The 21,591-nt window shown below is 36.2% G+C and carries 18 protein-coding genes; 7 read left to right on the forward strand and 11 right to left on the reverse strand.

The genetic code is table 11. The features are described from left to right. Positions 1-75: 75 nt before the first annotated feature. Together LUA86_RS00220 and proB are read right to left on the reverse strand one after the other, a co-directional pair. The gene (locus LUA86_RS00220) at positions 76-1,323 is read right to left on the reverse strand and encodes a glutamate-5-semialdehyde dehydrogenase (RefSeq protein WP_231458532.1); all 1,248 of its coding nucleotides are present in this window, start codon (positions 1,321-1,323) and stop codon (positions 76-78) included. A 39-nt stretch (positions 1,324-1,362) separates the two neighbouring features. Then, positions 1,363-2,442, reverse strand: coding sequence for a glutamate 5-kinase (gene proB / locus LUA86_RS00225; protein WP_231458533.1), 1,080 nt, complete (start codon positions 2,440-2,442; stop codon positions 1,363-1,365). A gap of 309 nt (positions 2,443-2,751) precedes the next feature. Between proB and LUA86_RS00230 the strand changes: the two genes are divergently transcribed. The 3 genes from LUA86_RS00230 (at position 2,752) to def (ending at position 6,906) form a co-directional block, all read left to right on the forward strand. Next, a complete protein-coding gene (locus LUA86_RS00230) occupies positions 2,752-4,902 on the forward strand; it encodes a S9 family peptidase (RefSeq protein ID WP_231458534.1) in 2,151 nt (716 codons plus the stop codon). 136 nt (positions 4,903-5,038) lie between these two features. Continuing rightward, complete coding sequence (locus LUA86_RS00235) at positions 5,039-6,271, forward strand: pitrilysin family protein (protein ID WP_231458535.1); 1,233 nt, start codon at positions 5,039-5,041, stop codon at positions 6,269-6,271. A 74-nt stretch (positions 6,272-6,345) separates the two neighbouring features. Then, positions 6,346-6,906, forward strand: a complete 561-nt coding sequence (gene def, locus LUA86_RS00240) for a peptide deformylase (protein WP_231458536.1) — start codon at positions 6,346-6,348, stop codon at positions 6,904-6,906. A gap of 590 nt (positions 6,907-7,496) precedes the next feature. On the opposite strand, the gene LUA86_RS00245 is transcribed toward def, so the two are convergent. The 3 genes from LUA86_RS00245 to LUA86_RS00255 are packed head-to-tail and all read right to left on the reverse strand — an operon-like array spanning position 7,497 to position 9,538. After that, positions 7,497-8,135 carry a hypothetical protein gene (locus LUA86_RS00245; protein WP_231458537.1) on the reverse strand — a complete coding sequence of 213 codons (639 nt, stop codon included), beginning with the start codon at positions 8,133-8,135 and terminating at the stop codon, positions 7,497-7,499. A gap of 46 nt (positions 8,136-8,181) precedes the next feature. Next, complete coding sequence (locus tag LUA86_RS00250; RefSeq protein ID WP_154280643.1) at positions 8,182-8,427, reverse strand: NifU family protein; 246 nt, start codon at positions 8,425-8,427, stop codon at positions 8,182-8,184. A gap of 34 nt (positions 8,428-8,461) precedes the next feature. After that, positions 8,462-9,538 (reverse strand): Mrp/NBP35 family ATP-binding protein, encoded by a 1,077-nt coding sequence (locus tag LUA86_RS00255; protein WP_231458538.1) that lies wholly within the window; start codon positions 9,536-9,538, stop codon positions 8,462-8,464. A gap of 131 nt (positions 9,539-9,669) precedes the next feature. Between LUA86_RS00255 and LUA86_RS00260 the strand changes: the two genes are divergently transcribed. The 3 genes from LUA86_RS00260 to LUA86_RS00270 are packed head-to-tail and all read left to right on the forward strand — an operon-like array spanning position 9,670 to position 13,109. Then, positions 9,670-11,814, forward strand: coding sequence for a transglycosylase domain-containing protein (locus LUA86_RS00260; RefSeq protein ID WP_231458539.1), 2,145 nt, complete (start codon positions 9,670-9,672; stop codon positions 11,812-11,814). 39 nt (positions 11,815-11,853) lie between these two features. Continuing rightward, a complete protein-coding gene (hpt, locus tag LUA86_RS00265; RefSeq protein WP_231458540.1) occupies positions 11,854-12,396 on the forward strand; it encodes a hypoxanthine phosphoribosyltransferase in 543 nt (180 codons plus the stop codon). 53 nt (positions 12,397-12,449) lie between these two features. Beyond that, positions 12,450-13,109 (forward strand): phosphatidylserine decarboxylase family protein, encoded by a 660-nt coding sequence (locus LUA86_RS00270; RefSeq protein WP_231458541.1) that lies wholly within the window; start codon positions 12,450-12,452, stop codon positions 13,107-13,109. A 773-nt stretch (positions 13,110-13,882) separates the two neighbouring features. Here LUA86_RS00270 and LUA86_RS00275 read toward each other — a convergent pair. From LUA86_RS00275 to LUA86_RS00295, 5 genes are all read right to left on the reverse strand, one after another. Next, positions 13,883-15,052, reverse strand: coding sequence for a mechanosensitive ion channel family protein (locus LUA86_RS00275; protein WP_231458542.1), 1,170 nt, complete (start codon positions 15,050-15,052; stop codon positions 13,883-13,885). Between the two features lie 70 nt (positions 15,053-15,122). After that, complete coding sequence (gene rplS, locus LUA86_RS00280) at positions 15,123-15,470, reverse strand: 50S ribosomal protein L19 (protein ID WP_353958908.1); 348 nt, start codon at positions 15,468-15,470, stop codon at positions 15,123-15,125. 137 nt (positions 15,471-15,607) lie between these two features. After that, a complete protein-coding gene (trmD, locus tag LUA86_RS00285; RefSeq protein ID WP_231458543.1) occupies positions 15,608-16,282 on the reverse strand; it encodes a tRNA (guanosine(37)-N1)-methyltransferase TrmD in 675 nt (224 codons plus the stop codon). Positions 16,283-16,373: 91 nt separating this feature from the next. After that, positions 16,374-16,901, reverse strand: coding sequence for a ribosome maturation factor RimM (gene rimM, locus LUA86_RS00290; RefSeq protein WP_231458544.1), 528 nt, complete (start codon positions 16,899-16,901; stop codon positions 16,374-16,376). A gap of 208 nt (positions 16,902-17,109) precedes the next feature. After that, positions 17,110-17,670, reverse strand: a complete 561-nt coding sequence (locus LUA86_RS00295; protein WP_231458545.1) for a 30S ribosomal protein S16 — start codon at positions 17,668-17,670, stop codon at positions 17,110-17,112. A 202-nt stretch (positions 17,671-17,872) separates the two neighbouring features. Here LUA86_RS00295 and LUA86_RS00300 point away from each other — a divergent pair, with 202 nt between their 5' ends. After that, positions 17,873-18,388: a 5'(3')-deoxyribonucleotidase gene (locus tag LUA86_RS00300; protein WP_231458546.1), complete on the forward strand. Its 516-nt coding sequence runs from the start codon at positions 17,873-17,875 to the stop codon at positions 18,386-18,388. Between the two features lie 88 nt (positions 18,389-18,476). Here the strand turns inward: LUA86_RS00300 and LUA86_RS00305 are convergent, their stop codons facing one another. Beyond that, positions 18,477-21,482, reverse strand: coding sequence for a VIT domain-containing protein (locus LUA86_RS00305; protein ID WP_231458547.1), 3,006 nt, complete (start codon positions 21,480-21,482; stop codon positions 18,477-18,479). Between the last annotated feature and the right edge of the window lie 109 nt (positions 21,483-21,591).

Raw genomic sequence — 21,591 nt, forward strand, 5'->3', positions numbered from 1 at the left:
AGGCACGAAGCAATCTTAAAGAAAAGGTATAATCCAAATTGTAAGATTGCTTAGTGCCTTGCAATGACGTCACGTCTATCCCCTCACCTGTCCGTCACCACGCACAACCCATTTATAACTGGTTAATTCTTCCAGGCCCATTGGCCCGCGGGCATGAAGTTTTTGAGTGCTAATGCCAATTTCTGCACCTAAGCCAAACTGTGCGCCATCTGTAAATCCTGTCGATGCATTTGCATAAACCGCAGCCGCATCCACTTCATTTAAAAAGCGGGTAATATTTTCGGCCTCCTCTGATATAATGGCTTCGCTATGCTTGGAGCTATATTTTGCAATGTGATTTAAAGCAGCATCTAAATCCTGCACTACTTTAACGGCTATTTTTAACGATAAAAACTCTGTACCGAAATGTTCATCCTGTGCATGGTGTAATAATTCACCTGGATAAGATGGTTGTAAAACACCATAACTAATTTCATCGGCAAAAATTTCAACTTTTGCATCCGCCAAAGGCGATAAAAGATTACATAATTCAGCTAATTTATTTTGGTGAACCAATACGCAATCTAAGCTATTACAAACGCTTACCCTTCGGGTTTTTGCGTTGAAAATAATGCCTTTACCTTTTTCTAAATCTCCAGTCGCATCAAAATAAGTATGCACAATGCCAGCTCCGGTTTCAATTACAGGAATTTTACTGTTTTCCCTTACATAATTAATTAAAGATTGGCTGCCGCGGGGAATGAGCACATCTACAAAATTTCTGGCATTTAGTAGGGCTTCAGTTGCCGCTCTCTCTGCAGGTAAAAGCGTTAAAACATCAGGATTTATATCGTGTTTTTTTAGTACACCTTGAATAACCTTCGCTATGGCTAAGTTTGAAAATTCAGCATCGCTCCCGCCTTTTAACACAGCCACATTACCCGTTTTAAAGCACAGCGAAAATACATCGGCGGTAACATTTGGCCGGGCTTCGTAAATTACACCAACAACACCTAATGGCACTCTTACTTTTTGAATTTGTAATTGATTATCAAGGATTTTATCTGATAAAATTTCGCCTAGTGGACTTGATAAATTACTAACATTCTTAACATCACTTGCAATATCTGCGATGCGCTGCTCGGTTAGCTTAAGCCTGTCGTATTTTGGATCTTCAATCGGCATTTTAGCTAAATCTTTTGCGTTTTCTGCTAAAATTTCTGCTGAATGCAAAACCAAAGCATCGGCTAAATCTGCCAATACTGCATTCGTTGTATTTTTTTTTAAGCCTACCAATGTCCGGCTTGCTTGCTGAGCCTTTTCAAAATATTGTTTGTAGTTCATTTCTTAGTATCAAGTATCAAGACTAACTGGATTTTAAACTTATATCGCTGAATAAAAGTAATCGTAATGCACTAAAGCCTTTTGCTTTTTCTGCCCGATTCTCTCCTTTGCTTTATCAGAGCCATATTCTGCAATCCCTAGCCCGATAAGCTGGTTATTTTCATCTATAATTTTGATGATATCGCCTTTCAAAAAATCTGATTGAATTTCGATAATACCAATTGGCAATAAGCTCGTGGCTTTACCTGAGGTTAAAACTTCTTTTGCACCATTATTTAACTTCACAATTCCTTTTGCTGATGTTTCTGAATGCGCAATCCATTTTTTCTTGCCAGATTTTATTTTCTCGGGGATGAAACGGGTGTGAACCAATTGATTGTTTAACAAAGTGCTTAGTACATTATCTGTAGTTCCATTAGCAATGTGCACCGCAATACCTAATTTTGCCACTTTTTGAGCCATTGTAGATTTTGTTACCATACCACCACGACCAAATTGCGATTTACCCGTTTGGATAAAAGATGCCAGATTTGAAACCGAACCTGAAATTTCTTCAATAACTTTTGAACCTTCCAACTTTGGGTCGCCGTTGTAAATACCATTTACGTTTGATAGTATAATTAACGCATCTGCATTTAGCATTGAAGCAATTAAACCCGCTAATTCATCGTTATCAGTAAACATTAGCTCGGTTACCGAAACTACATCGTTCTCATTTACAACAGGAATAACATCATTTTGCAGCAAAATTTGCATGCAATTTTTCATATTTAAATAGTGTGCCCTATCTCTAAAATCTTCTTTGGTAACTAAAACCTGTGCGCATTTTATTTTATGTGGTTCAAAAAAGTTTGAGTAGGTATTAATCAGTTTTACCTGGCCAATTGCTGCAAGAAGTTGTCTGGTTGTTACAGCATCTTGCTTTTCTGCAACAGTAATTAAGCTTCTACCTGAGGCTACGGCGCCAGACGAAACTAAGATTACTTCGATGCCCTGCTTTTTAATCTCAGCCAACTGATTTACCAAATGTTTAATTCGCCCTTCATCGGGTAAACCGTTTGCCTGTGTAATTACATTAGACCCAACTTTAACTATAATTTTTTTGTACCCTAATTTCATTGGCTGCTCCAAACCCTTCATAGCACAAAGGGCGTTTTGTAAAATTAATGCGGCAATTTAACATCTATTTTTTCAATTTAAATGATAATTATCCAGAACTAAAATTTTTGCGAAAATGATAAAATTTTCCCACCTGCATTTTGGCCAAAGGCAGGATACTTTGTTCATAAACCCGACATAAGCGAGCACGGAGTGAAACGTAGTAAAGCTATTGGCGGGACTGATGACTGCCATAAAATGCCGAAGCCTTCATTTTCAAATAAATAGTTTAAATTTTATTAAATTGCCAATACCTAAATCAAACCAACCATGAAACGTATTTTACCTTCGCTAATTTTGCTTGGTGCAATTTCAGCGTGTAATAATCCCCAAAAGAAAGAAATGGAACCTATAAAATGGCCTGATGCTAAAGCGCCAATAGCCGAAATAAAACCGCATAAAAGAATTATTCATGGCGATACCGTTGTAGATAATTATTACTGGATGATTGATTATTTTAAAAAAGGACCCGACAGCACAAAAGTTGTAGATTATTTGAAAGCTGAAAATGCTTATCTCGACACGATGATGAAAGGAACGGATAAATTTCAGGCAGATTTATTTACTGAAATGAAGAGCAGGATTAAGGAGAAAGATGAATCTGTACCGGTTTTTAAGAATGGTTATTTCTATTATACCAGAACAGAAGATGGTAAACAATATTATAAGTATTGCCGTAAAAAAGGTAGTTTAACCGCTACAGAAGAAATTTTATTAGATGTTGATGATTTAGCAAAAGGGCACCCATATTACAGTGCTTCGGGCTTTAGTATTAGTCCGGATAACAAGTTATTAGCTTATGGTGTAGATAAAGTTTCGCGTAGACAATACACCATAAATATTAAGAATTTGGAAACTGGAGAAATTTATAAAGATGCCATTCCGAATACGCAAGGAGGTGTTGCTTGGGCAAATGATAATAAAACTTTCTTTTACACATCTAAAAACCCGGTTACCTTATTAAGCGAAAAAATTAAAAAGCATGTTCTTGGTGCCGACCCAAAAGCCGATGCCGTTGTTTATGATGAAAAAGACAATACAAATTACATCGGGGTTGGTAAATCAAAGAATGGTAAATATATTTTAATATCATCGGCTGGTACTTTAACAAATGAGATGAGCATGATTGATGCGGACAAACCTGAATCTGCATTTAAGGTTTTTTCGGCCCGCTCTAAAGACGTTTTGTACGATGTTTTGCCGGTTGATAACAAATTTTATATTGTAACGAACTGGAATGCAAAAAATTTCCGTTTAATGGAATGCCCTTTAGATAAAACCGCCAAAGAAAACTGGAAGGAAGTGATACCGAACCGTAAGGATGTTTTACTGGAATATGGCGAAGAATTTAAAGATTATTTAGTGCTTTCTGAACGTAAAAATGGTTTAACGGAACTTAGAGTATTAAAAAATGATGGAAGCGATTATTACATAAAATTTGATGAGCCTGTGTATTCTGCCGGCGCTGGTTCAAACCTTGAATATAATAGCAAAACATTGCGTTATTCTTACACCTCGTTAACTACGCCAAACTCTACATTTGATTACGATTTAGAGAAAAAAGAGAAGAAGTTAATGAAACAGCAGGAAGTTGTGGGTGGTTACAAACCTGAGGATTACGCAACTGAACGTGTTTTTGCAACCGCAAAAGATGGAACAAAAATTCCGATTGCTTTGGTTTACAAAAAAGGCTTTGAGAAAAATGGCAACGCACCATTATTGCTTTATGCTTATGGTTCTTATGGCTCAAGCACCGACGCCACATTTTCTTCGCCGAGATTGAGTTTATTAAATAGAGGTTTTGTTTTTGCCATTGCTAATATACGCGGCGGACAAGAGATGGGGCGCCAATGGTATGAAGACGGTAAATTGATGAAAAAGAAAAATACTTTTACCGATTTTATCGCCGCAGGCGAATATTTGGTTGACCAAAAATATACCTCGAAAGGACATTTATATGCAAACGGCGGTAGTGCCGGTGGCTTATTAATGGGTGCTGTTGTAAATTTAGCACCAGATTTATGGAACGGCGTTATTGCAGATGTGCCTTTTGTTGATGTAATTAACACCATGCTTGATGAAAGTATTCCGTTAACTACAAATGAATTTGATGAGTGGGGAAATCCGAAGCAAAAAGAAGCTTACGATTATATGAAAAGCTACTCTCCGTATGAAAATGTTGAGAAAAAGGCCTACCCAAATATGTTGGTTACTACAGGTTTGCATGATAGCCAGGTACAATATTTTGAACCTGCAAAATGGGTTGCAAAATTACGGGCTAACAAAACGGATAACAATGTGCTCTTGCTAAAAACCAATATGGAATTTGGGCATGGTGGCGCATCTGGTCGCTTCGATTATTTGAAAGATGTTTCTCTTAGATGGGCGTTTTTATTCGCACTCGAAGGCATAAATAAATAGACAATATTTAAATATTTAGCCGTTTAGAAATTATTTAAGATTCCTAAACGGCTTTTTTAAAATTTGATATGGCTTTTACATTTGCATAACGTAATAACAAAGCTTTATAATCTAATAGCCGTATCTTTGCCCACCAATGGAATACAATGTTCATACTTTACCGAATGGCATCCGCATTATGCATGTGCCCTCGGCATCAACCATATCACACGCCTGCATCATTATAAACACTGGTTCGAGAGATGAACCTGAAGGCAAAGCAGGTTTAGCGCATTTCATAGAACACTTAATTTTTAAACGAACCGAAAAGCGCAGTACCAATCAAATTTTAAATCGCTTAGAAAGTGTTGGCGCAGATTTAAATGCGTATACCACAAAGGAGTATACTTGTGTGCATGCGTCTTTCTTAAATCCTTATTTAGATAGAACTTTAGAGCTTTTTAATGACATTATTTTCCATTCTACTTTTCCGGAAGATGAAATGGATAAAGAAAAAAGTGTAATTCTTGATGAAATTGCTTCTTATTTAGATCAGCCCGAAGAGGCCATTAACGATGATTTTGAAGACATGCTTTTTGCAGGCAATGCTTTAGGAAATAACATTTTAGGCACAACAGATTCTGTTCAAAATTTTACCAGAGCAGATGTAATTAATTTTAGAAAAGCGAATTACAGAACAAATGAAATTGTTATTGCTGTTTTAGGAAACTACAATTTGAAAAGTGTGATAGCTAAAGGCACAAAGCATTTTGCCGATGTTGAGGAGAATTCGCCATCGCTTAACAGAATAAAACCTGAAATATTAAAGCCAACTACCAGTAACATTTACAAGCCGATTACGCAAACACACTGCATTTTGGGTGCGCAAACCTATTCCACGCATCATAAATATAAAGCAGGCTTAATGCTGCTAAATAATTATTTCGGCGGCAACGGAATGAGCTCTGTTCTAAATTTACAAATTAGAGAAAAATACGGAATTGCCTATACCATCGAATCTAGCTTTGCACCATTAAGCGATACCGGTATTTTTTCAATTTATTTCGGAACGGATAAAGAAAAACATCAAAAGGCATTATCATTAATTTTCAAAGAAATGAAGAAATTAAAAGATAATCCACTCAATGATATACAATTACAAAAGGCTAAAAATAAATTTATCGGACAAATTGCTTTAGGTGAAGAGAACAGAATCGGGTTGATCATTTCAATGGCAAAAAGCTTAATCGATCATAATAAAATTGATTCTTTAGAACAGGTTTTCGAAAAAATAAATAATGTTAAGGCAACTGAAATGGCTCAAATTATTGATGAAGTTTTAGCACCAGAACAATTGAATATTTTTACTTTCAATCCAATACTGGAATAATTGTTATTTTTGCAATAGTTTCCGTCATTGCGAGGCACGAAGCAATGACGAGCGAAATAAAAACATAACACACAATGAAATTACCCATAGTAGCATACGGAGATCCTGTTTTGAAAAAAATAGGTGCCGATATAGATAAAGATTATCCAGAATTAAAGCAGTTGATTAGCGACATGTTCGATACCATGTATTACGCAAACGGCGTTGGTCTTGCTGCGCCTCAAATTGGCTTGCCTATTCGATTATTTATTGTTGATACCGGCGAGGATGAAGATGGCACGCCCGGCTATAAAAAGGTTTTTATAAATGCCGAAATTGTTGAAGAAACGGGCGAACCTTGGGTTTTTAACGAAGGTTGTTTAAGCATTCCTGATATTCGTGAAAATATCTCCCGCAAACCAAAAATCAAAATCAATTACCTTGATGAAAATTTTGTTGAGCATACAGATGACGTGGATGGCTTAGCAGCACGTGTTATTCAGCATGAGTACGACCATATTGAAGGAAAACTGTTTACCGATAAAGTTAGTGTTTTGCGTAAAACGATGTTGAAAAGCAAATTAGATGCAATTTCAAAAGGAAACATTAAAACGGATTATAAAATGAAGTTTCCAAATAAAAGTAAAAGAAGATAAGGTTTAATGTAAGATGTTAAAGGGAAAATGGAAACATTTTCCCTTTTTTTTGTAGCGCAAAACCTGTGCTAATCGGTAAAAGCAGACCTGCTTTCCATTATAGCTCCAATTTTGAAAAAAAATTGGAGGCTGCCATTTTAATCAGGGCTATAATTATTGGCTTGAGCAAAACTAAGTGTGTATTTCCTGTCTGTGAAGACACAGACCGAGGAGTAGAAAGATAATTTTGATGGAGATGTTAAAGGGAAAATGTAAATGTTTTGCCTTTTTTTTGCTCAATTATTGACGGGTTTTTTTATCAATTCTCGCTGTGGAATCTATCGCTATCAAATATTACCACACTATTAATAAACAGGGTTTTGAGTTAGGGATTGCCTGCCTGCGGCAGGCAAGTAAGGGTTTAGTACCGATTTTTCATCGGTACCGTAGCGAAGCGTAGCCCTGCAAAGCCCGACCCTTTCCCGATTTTTCTTCGGGATAGGTACGCCACAAAATTAGCTCTTGTTAAATTTATAGAAAATATTTTAGTGTAAATGAAGTCGCTTTTTTCGAGGAAGATTGCTTCGTTCCTCGCAATGACGGGCTTTTTATTAATTTTCGCTGCGGCTTTTATCGCCATCAAAAATAGATTGCATAAGTTTACCCCATGCAAAAGGATTTAACAATGGGTTGGTTTGAACCATATTTTTGTTAATCATCCTGTCGAAATTGTACCGATAATTTTGGCTGCCAATTTCCTGCGCATCACGTGGCAATGCCTGAATCATACCATTGATAGAAGATCGCGAAAGATTTCTTTTTGCAATCGCCATATCATCATCAGCAATTTTCATCGATAAAAAGTCTTTTGTAAACTCTTCTGTTGTTGCCCACGGAAATACCCGAACCGTTGGTAAATTAATTACCTCGGCCTTCAGTTTTACCATAATGGTGTATTTGCTGTCGGGGGTACTTAAAGGAATAACGGTTGAGAACTTTTTATAACCTATGGCTGTAAACAAGATGGTATCGCCAGGGTTTACAATGAAAGAGAAATAACCTCTGTAATCTGCCGCAACACGTTTACTATTGGCAGAAAGGTTAGTCATGGTAACATAAGGAATTACGCTTGTGCTATCAATATCTGTAATAATACCCGAAAATTGAATCAATTTATCCTGTGCCGGCTTTTGTTGTGCAAATGCGGCTATAGAAAAAAGTGTACAAATTAGGGCAATACAATATCTCATTAAGGCAAATGTAAATTTAAAATGTAAATCTGCTTGTTAAATATTGTTAATCTTGCTCGGCCATGTTTACCGCTACAACAGATGTAATCTGCGGAACAGCCTTCATAATTGCTTGCTCAATCCCCGATTTCATAGTCATAAAACTCATCGGGCAAGAGCCGCAGTTACCTAAAAGCTTAAGCTTTACTGTTCCTTCAGCTGTAATTTCTTCAACAGAAACATCCCCTCCATCGGCCTTTAAATATGGTCTGATGGTTTCTAATGCCTGTTCTACTTGCTCTGTTAAATTCATTCTGTGTTATTTAAAATCTAAAAATACTAATTTTTTAGGAATTAGCCATTTGCGCATTATTGATTGATATTTGCTGTGCTATTTTACTTGCAATATCTCCAAAAATTTCATCCATTAAAACATTTTGGTTCAAAGCAACCGGTTTTCCATTATCGCCAGCTTCTGCAATACTTTGTACAATAGGTATTTCACCTAAAAACGGAACATCAAATCGCTCGGCTAAAACAGTTCCACCGCCTTTACCAAAAATGTAATATTTATTGTCGGGCAATTCTGCCGGCGTAAAGTACGACATGTTTTCAATAACACCTAAAATTGGAATGTTTATGCCCGGCATTCTGAACATAGCCAAACCTTTGTGCGTATCTGCTAAAGCAACTTGCTGCGGTGTAGTTACCACAACCGCTCCGGAAATAGGGAAACTTTGTGTAATTGTAATGTGAATATCCCCAGTGCCCGGAGGTAAATCAACAATCAGATAATCTAACTCGCCCCAGTTAGTATCGTTAAATAATTGCTTTACCGCGTTTGATGCCATTGGACCACGCCAAGGTACAGGTTGACCCGGGTCTGCAAAAAAGCCTAACGACAATAATTTGATTCCATATTTCTCTATCGGAATAATTTTGGTTTTTCCATCTGCCGTTTCCTCAGCACCAGGTTTTGCATCAACTAAATCAAACATGGTTGGTACAGATGGCCCGTAAATATCAGCATCAATTAAACCAACTTTTGCGCCATCTTTAGCCAAGGTAACCGCCAGATTACTAGATACAGTAGATTTACCAACACCACCCTTTCCTGATGAAACCAAAATTATATTTTTGATGTTATCCAGAGAAGATGAATTTACAGGTTGCGTAACCCTTGATGTTATGTTGATAGAAATTTCTGCCTCCGCATCTACAAAATGTTTAATTGCATTTGTACAGGCATTTTTTAGCATATCCTTCATAGGGCATGCCGGGGTAGTCAGTTCAAGCGTAAAATTGATTTTTTTATCAACGATGTTTAAATCCTTAATCATGTTTAAGGTAACCAAATCCTTTTTCAGGTCTGGATCTTCTACATTTTTAAGCGCATCTAATACTTGTTGTTGGCTAATTTGCATCTGAATAATTTAAATTCAAAATTAACAAAACATCCCTATAAATACTTTTATTTAGGGTTTTTAACTGTAATTTTAACACGAAATAAACATTTAATTGTTACGTTTAAGCAATTAATCATTTTAAGCACTGTATGCAGATACCGAAAATAAACATCCCCAAAAAATATTTAAAAATTGGCGCCTGGGTTTTAGGTGTCTTTTTTATTGTTTGTATTGCATTAGGTGCGGTTGCGTATAGCAAAAGAGAAGCTTTGCTTAAAAAAATGGTGGCTAAAGCTATCGCAAAAGCAAATAAAGATTACGATCTGGATGTTAAAATTGGCAGCGCTGGTTTTACAGGTTTAAGCACCGTAAAAATGACCGCAATTTCTATCGTTCCGAAGGATAGAGACACCCTTTCCAGCATCAACGAATTAAGCGTTGGGGTTAAACTATTTCCATTAATCTTTGGTAATGTAAAGCTGTCAGAAATAAAACTCAACAATGGCTTTGTAAGCGTTGTGCTTAAAGATTCTACTACAAATATCGATTTCATTTTAAAAAGAAAAAAGAAGGATAGTACAGAAACCAAAGCCAAAGTTAACCTTGCCGATATAGCCAGCAACGTTTTAAACGAGGTTTTATATAAAATCCCGGATGATTTGGATGTTAAAAACATGCTTTTTAAATTTAATGATCATGATACCGCAAAGCTGAGTTTTGCAACCGAAGCTGTAATTGATGGTGGTGATTTAAAATCTACAATTAACGTTAACGAAGGAGAATCTAAATGGCATATTGATGGTTATGTAAATCCCGGCAGTAAAGAGCTAAGTTTTACAGCCTATGCTGATGGTAAAAAACTGGAATTACCATATCTTAATAACAAATTACATGCAAAACTGAGTTTTGATACGCTGCAAACGGAACTTAAAAACGCAAAATATAGCGGCGATGATTACAAAATTTCTGGTTCATGGTCGGTGAAAAACATGTTAATAAACCAGCCAAGAATTGCATCGAATGATATTGTTGTTCAAAGCGCAAAATTAGATGCCGATGTTTTAATTGGACCGAACTACATCGCTCTGGATAGTACATCTACTGCATATTTAAAAAATGCATCCATCCATCCATTTGTAAAATATACTTTAGGGAAGAATAAAATTTACGAGCTTAAACTAAATGCTGAAGAACAAGATGCGCAGGCAATTTTTGAAGCTTTTCCTCAAGGTTTATTCGAGTCTTTAGATGGTTTAAAAGTTCAGGGTAAAGTGAAGTATAATTTAAATTTTTATCTCGATACAAAAATTCCTGATAGTGTTCGCTTCAGCTCTACTTTAACGCCGGTGGATTTTAAAATCCTGCAATGGGGCAAAACCAACCTCCAGAAAATTAACAGTCCTTTTGTTTACACGCCTTATGAATATGGTAAGCCCATGCGTGACATAATAATTGGTCCTGCAAATCATAATTTCACTCCATTAAATGCGATTTCTAAAAACTTTATAAATGCTGTTTTAACGGCAGAAGATCCATCGTTTTACACACACAATGGCTTTGTTGAAGAATCCATAAGAAAATCTATTGCGGTAAACTATAAGGAGAAAAAATTTAAGCGTGGCGGAAGTACAATCAGTATGCAACTTGTTAAAAACGTTTATCTAAGTCGCCAAAAAACTTTGGCCCGCAAAGCAGAAGAAATTTTAATTGTGTGGCTAATTGAACACAATCACCTGGTAAGTAAACAGCGCATGCTGGAGGTTTATTTTAACATTATGGAACTTGGACAAAACATTTATGGCATTGGCGAAGCTTCGCGATATTATTTTGGCAAGCAACCTGCTGATTTAACCATTGGTGATGGATTGTTTTTAGCGAGTATTGTTCCGAAACCTAAAGCATCTATGTATAAATTTATGTCAGATGGAAGCTTGAAACCGTATATGTACAACTATTTCAGGTTTATGGGGAATATTATGGCCAGACGAGGTTTAACGCCATCAGATTCTGCGGGTTATGGTTTTTACAATGTTAGGCTACGCGAAGGTTTAAGGCAATACCTAGCTCCGGATACTGCCGCCGTTGATACAACCGTTTTTGACGATGATGACAGCGAAATGCCACAGGTAATTATGCAGGATAAAAATAAAAATCTTTTCGACCGTATTTTTGGTGGCGGAAAGAAAGACACTGCAACCATTAAAACTGCCGATACAACCAAAACCAAAAAACAATTAAGGCAAGAGCGAAGAGAACAGCGTAGGAAAGAACGTGAGCTCGAAAGCGGTCAATAGATATTTGAGGCTTCATATTTCAACATTACAAAAAATAAAATGCATAAAATAACAGTAGAAGATAAGGAGTTTGAGATTTTTTTAGAGAATGATGCGCTAAATAAACGCATCAGATTGATGGGTATACAGATGAATGTTGATTACGAAGGTAAGTGCCCTCTATTTATCGGTGTATTAAACGGAAGTTTTCTTTTTATGGCCGATTTAATTAAAGAAATTGATGTGCCTTGCGAAGTTGCTTTTATGCGTGTTGCGTCTTATCAGGGAACAGAAAGCTCTGGCAATGTTAAAGAACTAATTGGTTTGCCCGATAATTTGGAAGGAAGAGACATTATTATTGTTGAAGATATTGTAGATACAGGCTTAACGCTTACGCATATCTTAAAAATGATAAAGGAAAAAAATCCGGCATCGGTTAAAGTTGCTTCATTACTGCTTAAACCTGCGGCACTTAAATATAAAATTGAAGGCTTGGATTACATCGGTTTCGAAATACCGAATGAATTTGTGGTCGGCTATGGTTTAGATTATAACGGGCTTGGCAGAAACCTGACTGATATTTACAGAGCTATTGGCGAATAATTTCTAAGCAGATTAATATATTTTTCGCACCTTTGCGCAATAATTTTAATACAATGACCATACACAAAGAAGGCTATACATCAATTGCATTAACAGTATTATTTGTTTTTATACTTAATGCTTTTGTGGATTATAAATATTACGATGTAACATGGCTACGTTGGTTTATCTACATCCTTTCTGCTTTATTATTTTTAACTGTATTGCAGTTTTTCCGTAATCCAAGTCGTAGTTTTTCTGCCGGCGATAATTTAGTGATTTGCCCTGCTGACGGAAAAGTTGTGGTAATTGAAGAGACTGAAGAAGGCGAATATTTTAAGGATAAACGCTTACAGGTTTCAATTTTCATGTCGCCGGTAAATGTTCATATTAACCGAAATCCAATTTCTGGTGTGGTTAAGTTTTTCAAATATCATCCAGGCAAATATTTAGCGGCCTGGAATCCTAAATCATCTACAGAAAACGAACGTACAACAACTGTTGTAGAACATAATAACGGCACATCAGTATTATTCCGTCAAATTGCAGGTGCTTTAGCCCGTAGAATTGTTTGGTATATTAAGGAAGGCGATCAGGTGGTGCAAACTGAACAATTTGGATTCATTAAATTTGGCTCACGTGTAGATGTTTTTCTTCCGGTAGGAACAAAAGTTAACGTAGAGCTTAATCAGGTTGTAAAAGGTGGAATTACAACTTTAGCTACTTTAAGCTAGGTTATTAATAAGCTATTGAAAGGGCGATTTGGTTTATCAAATTGCCCTTTTCTGTTTTTTACAAAAAAATCTGGGTAAATTTGAATTAGCTTTTAGTCAAGCTTTTCTGTTACAGTGGCTTGGCCAATGCTGCAATCTTTTGGTTATTGTTAAGGCTAAAGTTAGATTTTTACTGCCAAAAGGATTTTCGCTATGTCGGGGCTATCGAAGCCAGGGTAGTTGCCTTTTTGAGAGGATTTTCTTGTATAAGCCGCTGTATCTAAACTTAAGGGATAGTAGTGAACATCCTTTTTGTTTTCTGTTTTTCGACTACGCTCAGGATGAAAAAGGTGCTAATATTTAAAGGCTTTGGATGACAGATATATAAAAGGTAGCTCGATTTCCGTGTATTCTGTGTTTCCGTGGCAACTATTTTTAGCCACAGATTGGCAGACTTCCTTCAACTACGCTGAGGATGACAAAAAGATTTGGATGAAACCAATGGCAATGAATGGAAATTAATTAGTAAAACCGCTCGCTACTAATTGCCGTTCGGCTTTAGCCAAAATCTGCACATTGCAAATGCTAATAGTAGCTTTCCAAAGCCAAATAAACCCGATTGAAACGGAAATACTTTTTGTTTTCTGTCTTTCGACTACGCTCAGGATGACAACAAAAAGATTGCAGTGTAAAAGCGGGGCTGCCGCAAACGATGAAATACCGAGCTTTAATTTCCAAAAAAACATTGGTTACATGCCAAGAATTAATGCAAGTTATACAATCGTAGCAACCCGCTAATCCATTGTATCATTACCAACTTCTTTATCGTGCAGCGTTAATGGAATATCACTTATCAATCTTTGGGTTGGGTAAGCAAAGCCAGACTTGTTTTTCATTACGATATCCATAATTTCGAGATTAATCTCCTGTCTGATTTGAAGAAACTCAGCATTATCTAAAATCACAACAAAATACGAAACTTCGATATTTAAACCAGATTCACCAAAGCTTTTGAAAGAAGCGTTCACATCTGCTGTTCCTTCTCTGTTGATGATATAATGCTCAATTTCAGACACTATATTTTTCACAGCCGCCGCATTGGTTTCGTAAGTTAAGCCAATGGTAAAAGCAACTTTGCGTGAGTTTCTTAACGATAAATTTTCCAAAACACCATCAATCATACCCCTATTTGGGATGGTTGCCATAGTTTTCTCCGAAGTACGAATTCTGGTGCTTCTAAAGCCAACCTTTTCTACCGTTCCTTCTACGCCATCAACTTTCACTAAATCGCCTACAACAAAGGGTTTATCCAGAAATATAGTAAAAGAGCCAATCAGGTTCTCTAAACTCTCTTTAGCTGCAAGCGCAATCGCGATACCACCAATTCCAAGCCCGGTGATTAAGGTTAAAACGTTTACTTCAAATACAAAACCTAAAAGCGTAAAGAAACCTATAAAAATAACAAGCGTTTTAAAGAGCTCCTTTAAAAACGGCACTAATTGGTCGTCCGATTTATTGTGTGTTAAAGAGGCTTTGAATAGTAAAACGTGACTTATAAAATCGATAATCCTTAGGATAATCCAAAATACGGATAGAATTATCATAAAAAGAAAAACCCTATCTATACAATCGCCGATAGTAACCGGTATAGCTTCTTTAACCTTACCCACTAATTTACTATAATGGAAAATTGAGACTTCTAATGGATGTTTTAGTTGATTTACCGAAAGGTAAAGTGTAGAAAGCAGAATGAAAAGTTCAATCGGCTTAATTAATAACGATACAAATGCATCATCATGAGCTTGTTGAGAGAAATTTTTAAAAAGCTTAAAAAGTAGCTGACTTAAAAGCCTGGATACAATACGTTTAAAAATTAACCCAAAGAACAGAATACCGCCAAAAAGGCAATAAGCTTTTACGGTATTACCCCAAAAAACCTGTTCAAAAAATGCAGAATCTAACATAGCGTAGCGGTATAAACGAAAAAACCTCCACGAAATTAATCGTGAAGGCTATATCTTATAATAAAGAATATTATTTTCTTAAAGATTTGATACGAGCAGCTTTACCAGTTAAAGCACGTAAGTAGAATAATTTCGCTCTACGAACTTTACCATAGCTATTAACTTCTACCTTCTCGATGTTTGGAGAATTGATAGGGAAAATACGCTCAACACCAACACTGTTACTAATTTTACGAACTGTGAAAGTTTCGTTAGCACCAGCACTGTTGCGTTGAATTACAACACCTTGGTAAATCTGAATACGTTCTTTATTACCTTCGCGAATTTTATAGTGTACGCTCACTGTATCGCCAGACTTGAACGCAGGAAAATCTTTTTTCGCGATGGCCTGCTCTTCAACAAATTTTACTAAATCCATGATTTTAAGCTATTAAATCGATATTTCAACCCGTGAAAATCGGATTGCAATATTAGGGTTTTTTTTTTATAAAAAAAAGTAATTTTTATTTTTTCCACAATCTTTATGAAATCCACAATAGAAAGGGTTAAATGCTTCTATTCCAAAAGGTCAGGTCTGCGTTGTTTGGTGCGTTCTAAAGCCTGCTCGTGCCTCCATTCGTTAACTTTAGCTTCATGTCCGCTTAACAGCACATCAGGCACTTTATGTCCTCTCCAATCAGCCGGACGTGTGTACACAGGAGCGTCTAAAAGTTCACCTTGAAAGCTGTCTGATAGTGCAGAAGTTTCGTCATTTAAAACACCAGGAATTAACCGCACTACTGCATCAACAACAATTGCTGCAGGCAATTCTCCGCCACTTAAAACATAATCACCAACAGAAATTTCTCGGGTAACATAAATATCTCTAATCCGCTGGTCAATCCCTTTATAATGCCCGCATAAAATGATGATATTCTTTTTGATAGAAAGTTCGTTGGCTGTACTCTGGTTAAGCGTAACACCATCCGGACTCATAAAAATAATCTCATCGTACGTTCTCTCTGCCTGTAATTTTTCAATACATGCAGCAAATGGCTCAATACTCATTACCATTCCACTACCGCCGCCATACTGGTAATCATCCACACTTTTTTGTTTGTTAGTGGCATAATCACGCAGGTTATGAACAACAATTTCTGCAATGCCTTTTTTTTGTGCCCGTTGTAATATGGAATGTGCAAAAGGACTCTCCAATAAGGCAGGAAGAACGGTTATAATATCAAAACGCATGGTACAAATATATGGAAAACGGAAAATGTAAAAATGTGGATGTTTTAGGGCGATTCAAGTCTATAAGACTTAAGGTAGATATATTTCTAAACTATTTATCAAGATAAATATCGAGCAAGCCTTCAGGCAAATCCAATGTTAAAATCTTCTCTTCATCATCAATTTCAACTATAAAATCTTCATTTAGAGGAAAAAGAATTTCAGTTTCTTTGTACAATACTGTTGCTATAAATTGCTGAGGATATTCATTTACTTCGATAATTGAACCCAACTCACCAAGCGTTTCATCAATAGCTAAGAATCCTTTTAAATCAGTATAAAAGAACTCATCTTCATTGCGTTCAGGCATTTTATCGATTGGCAAATAAAGCTTCTTTTTTAAAAGCGGCTGCACTTTATCGATATGATCTACATCATCAAAATTAAAATAGCCGGTTTTATTTGCCTGCAACTTTGCCGATGCCACAAAATAAGGAACTAATTTGCCGTTCATATCAGCAAAAACCACATCAAAATCGAGTTGTTCGTAATCGTCAAATTCGAAAAATATCTGTACTTCGCCTTTTAAACCTCTTGTTTTGGTAACGTAACCTATGTAAAATGCTTCTTCGTGTTTCATGTCTTAAAGCGCTATGTATTTTCACTATTGAGAATCCAATTCCATCAGATGAAGTAATCTCGTTTCAATATTAATTCTCCATTGGATTGCTTTCCCGAACGGTCGGGATAAACTGTGCCTCGCAATGACGATCTTTTAAAAATCTCTTTAAATAAAAATAGCGCTCCGAGTAATCGAAACGCTATTTTTTGCATCAAAATAAATAAAATTATTCTGCGCCTTCTTCTTTAGTTGCTTCTGCTGCAGGAGCTTCTTCAGATGCTTCAGCTTCAACAGCCGGAGCTTCTTCTTCAACAACTTCTTCAGCAACTGGTGCATTTTTAGCTGCAATTGCTGCTGCTCTATCTTCTTTTTTCTTAGCTTCTGCTGCTAAAGCTGCTTTACGAGCATCTGCTTTAGAAGTTGCTAAACCTTCTGATTTACCAGAAATTTTACCAGCTTTTGCATCTAACCACTCTGTAAACTTAGCATCTGCTTGTTCTTGAGTTAAAGCGCCTTTTTTAACACCACCTTCTAAGTGTTTTTTGTATAAAACACCTTTGTAAGAAAGGATTGCACGAGCTGTATCAGTTGGTTGTGCACCACTGTTAACCCAAGCTAAAGTTTTTTCGAAATTAATTTCGATGGTTGCAGGATTGGTGTTTGGGTTATAAGAACCTAAACGCTCAATAAATTTACCATCACGTGGAGAGCGAGAATCTGCTACCACAACGTGGAAAAAAGGTTTCCCTTTTTTACCGAATCTTTGCAATCTGATTTTAGTTGCCATTTTTCAATTTTATTATGTATTCAACATAGTTCCCGGAGCTTCGTGCTGCGGGGACGCAAAGATAAGTAATTGATTGATACTTTGCAAATTGAAAAAAGATTATGAAATAAGCATAAAAACCAAAGCTTATCAACATCGCCCAAACTAAGGTTTTACCTTTTTATGCTTGATGCTTCATTCCCGTTCATTTATCTTTACCGCCATGAGAATAGCCATTGATATGGATGAAGTTATTGCTGATGTCATCCCTAAATTTATAAAACTTTACAATCGTGATTTTGGGTCGCCGCTTGATTTAACCATTGAACCGGGCAACGAAGTATTTATGCAAATACCAGACGTTAATAAAAAATGGCTTGAATATATAAATGAACCGGGGTTTTTTCGCGATTTAGACGTTATACCTGATAGCCAGGAAGTGATTAAAGCCTTGCAAGAAAAATATGATGTTTATATTGTTTCTGCAGCTATGGAATTTAGAAATTCTTTAGTTGATAAATACGATTGGCTTGCAGAACACTTTCCTTTTTTAGATTGGCAGCACATTATGTTTTGTGGAAATAAAATTGTTGAAGTTGATGTTTTAATAGACGACCGCATTAAAAATTTCATGAATTTTAAAGGGCGTCCATTGCTTTATACCTCACCACATAATTTATTAATTACCGATTACGAAAGGGTAAATAATTGGCAGGATGTTGCAAAGTTGTTGCTTTAATTAACTTACAATTCAACTACGCGTCATTGCGAGGTACAGTTTATCCCGACCGTTCGGGATAAACTGTACCTCGCAATGACGAATAGTATTAAAAATTAAACTCTCCTACCAAATTTCCGCTCCTATTATCGGCTGCCATTGGTAAAACGATTACTTTTCTTTGTTGCTTGCCAGATGCGTAGTGGGTGTAAATTTCTGCTGTGACGGTAGTTGGTCCGCTGATGTTAATTTGCCTATCGCCATAATAGTTTACTTCAATTTTATATTTCCCTTTTACGGCTTTTTTTATCATGAATTGTTCTGGTCCATATCCTGATGTAAAATCGTTACTAATTCTTCCACCAATTTTGGTTCTGTTGTTTGCGTAATATCCTCTCTCTCCGGTTGGGTCGGTTAACCATAAATCGATATCAGTATCATTTTTATTCCAATTCAAAACCACGCGTACATCTACGGGTAAAGGCTGAATTAATCTTTTATCAATTCCATTTAAATTTAATCTGTTTCCGTGTTTGCTAATCAGATTATTAATTTCAGCGATTACAATCTCTTCAATTCCCTGGTCTCTATCAGCAATTTGCGAGTTGTAACTTTGCGTTAAAACCTTATATAAATTATTCAATGCTTTTTGGTACTCACCAGCATCGGCCAAAGCCAGAGCATAATCCCGATAGCTTTGTGCATCCATTGGGCGCCATTGTAAAACTTTTTCGGTAATGAAAATTTCACTATCGTAGTTACCGGTTTGTTTTAATTTATACGCCAAGGTTTTATATAAATCGGCATTTTCTAAATCCAAATCAGCTATGCTGCTTAAAATAGTTAAAGCCCTTGTACTATCTTTCTGCTGGTAAAACCAATTTGCAACATCAAAATAAAACATTGGTGTAGTGATGTAATCTGGTCTCATTTTTAAATATGCCCGATAGGCACTGTCCGGATTCCCAACTAAGGTTTTCATATAATCCTTATCACTTTTAAATTCAGGAATGAAAATGATGGCTTGTTGAGATTCTGCAGATGATTTACGGTTTCCTGAAATAGAAACACCCGCAACCCTTCCTTGCAACGCTGAATTAGTATTGCTCATTGCCTGAGAACGTATTACAGTGGAACTGGCGGTTTGAATACTTTTTGCTTGCGCAGCATAACCAACCACAACCACTTCATTTAATTCGTCTTTTGCTTCGCCCTCTTTAAGTTTCTCTGCTCGGAGCGGGGCTGGGGTTGCCGTAGCGAATTGTCTTTGCGGTACACGATCAGGAACAATTACAGTGTTCTCAACAGGTGTTGGATAATCGTCTATCTTTTTTACTGGTTCTTTATAAGAGAAACTAGTATTCCACCAGGTCTTTAAGTCTTTGGTCATAGATACCGCAGCATTTAATAGGTCTGTTTTACGCTCCTGAATGTCCATTCTGCGTTGTTTCAAAACTAAATCATATTGTTGCCTCAACTCTGCCGGAGGAATAATATCGTATCGCAAATAATCATCAAGGTTTTCTAAAACAATTAAACTGGTATTTCGGGTTACAATGCCGAACTGTTTGCTTAACATGCTGATGTCTTCTTTATTAGCCTCGTATTGAATATCCATTTCGGCAATTTTCTTTTGTGCCCAAACGCGACTAACATCGATACTATTAAGTGCATGTTCTGTTCCGTTTAACCGCACAATTTGCTGTGAACTAACCAAATTTCCATAACCGAACTGAAGGATAATTTCGGTGTTTAAGCCATTCAAAATTCCAGCGAGGGATAAATGTCCGTTTACATTTACACGCATTGATGGATAGGTTTGGCGAACATCTGCACCATTTTTTATGCCCAAAAACTGTAAACTTTCTTCATTCAAATCGTTAAAAGCTTCGTTTGCAGAAAGAGTATTAAGATTAGCAAATTTACCGCCAGATTTAAGGCTTATATATTTCAAGGCACTATAGTCTGCTTTCAATGAGGTGTTTATGCAATGTATTGGCTTATTTAAAGAGATTACATTTTTCCCAAAAGTTGATAGTCCATCACTAAATAAAATATATTCATCAGCCTGAAATGATTGTTGCTTTACCGCACTAAAATTAGTGCCGCCATCGTAAACCATGTTTTCAATTGCATCTTTCAGCTTTGCCCAATTCCCGTTAGCAATGGTAAATGTGCCTTTATTTTTAAATTGGTTATTTATTGTTGCAAGGCTTATGGTTAGGTTTTTCTTTTGAGCGATTATTAAACCCAGCAATTCAATTTCTTTTTTGGTATCTCGTTGTAAACCACTTAATGAATTATCCCAAATTAAACCAATATGATTTGCCCATTGTTTAGGTCTGCTTTGCGCTTTAGGGAAAACATTAACTAAAAAATAATAACCATTTGATGCTTTTTGCATTTGAATTTCAGGTAAATCGTTTCTTTTTGGCAAGCTGATGGTTAAACCATTTTTTGGAGCATAATTGCGTTTATTAATTTCGCCAACGTAAGTATTTCCGTTAGCTTTTAAATTAAAACTTCCATCAGGCAACTCGCTTAATTCTGGCTTTAAAATGCTTTCAAAAACGGTGGTTTTTAAACTAAAATTCTCCACTTCCTGATTATAATCTAAAGGCAAATGATATTTTAAAGCTTGATTTTTACTAAACCGAAGCTCCTCTTCATAACCAACAATTATGGTTCGGCTTCCTTTTGCCGGTAGCGGATAAATTCTTGTCCTAAAGTTATTTCCTTCTATTTTTTCCAATAAACCTGGGTCAACACGGCGGCGTTCTATGCTTTCAAAAACCTCCGTAGCCTTTGCTTTTTCTACCGGAACAGCTTCACGCATTTTACCATTAATGTCTAAAGAATACCTACTAACACTTACACCTTCGGGCATTGGAAATGTTAATTCACCTTCTAAAACTGCATTTGTATTGTTGTGGAAAGTCATCGTCATTGTAGTGATGGCAATGTTCCCTGTAATTTGAACATCGATATTAAGGTTTTTTAAACTCACCATTTCTTTTTGATCTGTGCCTTTAATTTTCATTACCGGCATTTGAGCCATTGAGAGAAAAGGAATAATTATAGAAGTAAGGATGAGTAGGATTTTAGATGTTTTCATAATATCAGATTTTACTTATTGATGCAAAATCTTTATAGATTACATAAATTTATTTTTTGGCGATTTGGTACAAGACGAAAATAGCTGTAGAAACCTGAGGATATTAAAC

Origin of the sequence: Pedobacter sp. Leaf132, assembly GCF_920984695.1 — a bacterium.
In the GTDB taxonomy this organism is placed as follows: Bacteria; Bacteroidota; Bacteroidia; order Sphingobacteriales; family Sphingobacteriaceae; genus Pedobacter.